This is a genomic window from Paenibacillus alkalitolerans (assembly GCF_016482785.1).
GTDB classification, from domain to species: domain Bacteria; phylum Bacillota; class Bacilli; order Paenibacillales; family YIM-B00363; genus Paenibacillus_AE; species Paenibacillus_AE alkalitolerans.
In genome coordinates this window covers 1-798 of record NZ_JAEMXM010000068.1, presented here as the reverse complement: position 1 = coordinate 798, position 798 = coordinate 1, and the positions used below count along the sequence as shown (strand labels likewise).

Below are 798 nucleotides of genomic sequence, written 5' to 3'. Positions count from 1 at the left end.
GGCGCATGAATACAAGCGAAGAAATACAGCATAAAAAAATTCGGCACTTGCCATCTTGGCGTCGAAAACAGCACTTTCGTTACGAATCGGCGCTTCTTCCACTCTTCCGTCGTTATTTTTCGGTTTTGCAGCAGACCGGCCGCATTGAGCGCCGCCGCTATCTTCGGATCGGCCGGCAGCACGCCTTCTTCCTCCGGCCCTTCCGTACACTCGGCTGCCATCAGCGCCTGCTCGTCAATCCCCATTCCCTCTTCTACATACGGATCGCTCAATATAACGGCTAACGGGTGACTCAAATCCTTTAGCAGCTCCCGGTTGTAATGCCTTAACGCCGTGCTCATCTTCCGAATAAGGAGCCATGCCGTCTTATACGACACCTTGATGAGTCCGCTCATTGCCGTTGGCGAGTAGACGTTATGCTTTGTATATAATTGCAATGCTTTAAACCATTTGCGCAGAGGCAGCTTCGTGCGATGAAACATCGTTCCTGAAGTAATGGAGGTCTGGTATCGGCATTCGCGGTTCGCGCACTCCACCAAATCGCGGGACCGCATCTCGTAGCCGCTGACGTCGCAGCAGCGGGGGCACGCGAAGCCGGAAGGCCATCGCTGCAGAAACAGGTAAGCGCGGCAAACCTCTTCGTTCGGAAAGTAACGATCGAAATCGAAAGCGCCTGTGAGCACCGACCAATCGTCGATGGCGGCGGCGAAAACGTGTGCCGTGTCCCGATCCATGAGCAACCTCCGAGTACCATTTTTTTCATTATATCAAACATGTGTTCCTATTTCAAGTCCGAAT

General features: G+C 52.9%; 1 protein-coding gene. It reads right to left on the bottom strand.

Translation table 11 applies throughout. From position 1 onward, the window contains the following. The coding region (locus JET16_RS29780; RefSeq protein WP_199624869.1) for a transposase at positions 1 to 734 on the bottom strand (734 nt) is incomplete at its 3' end. Positions 735 to 798: the final 64 nt, after the last annotated feature.